Source organism: Bacteroides sp. ET336 (assembly GCF_024733815.1).
GTDB lineage: Bacteria > Bacteroidota > Bacteroidia > Bacteroidales > Bacteroidaceae > Phocaeicola > Phocaeicola cellulolyticus.
On record NZ_JANRHK010000069.1, the window covers coordinates 1 to 343 of the forward strand.

1 pseudogene is annotated in these 343 nt (G+C 41.1%); it reads right to left on the reverse strand.

What is annotated here, in order from left to right:
- Positions 1-343 (reverse strand): annotated as a pseudogene (locus NW213_RS16870) (hypothetical protein); the annotation flags it as partial.

Genomic DNA, 343 nt, shown 5'->3' on the forward strand with positions numbered 1-343 from the left:
CGGTTCGACAGCTGCCTTTATCAGCCTGTCAACCACAAGCTGTTCCTCTATTTCCAGTCCTCTTTCATCTATTTCCATGATATGTTCATTATCCTTAAGACGATAAGTTTGGTCGAAAACCTGAAGTAATCTTTCAAGCCTGTTCCTAACCTTCCCCTTCAAATACGGTATTTGAATTATTATACTGTCGTGTGTAAGGCTCTCTATAAACGGATCAGGTACACCGTTCTCTATAGGGTTTGAGTTATAGTCCAGATATTTTCTGCGTACATACACCACAGGCTCCTGCAGATCTCCCAACTTATGCCCCAGAATATAAATTGAGACTATAGGAAGACCGTAA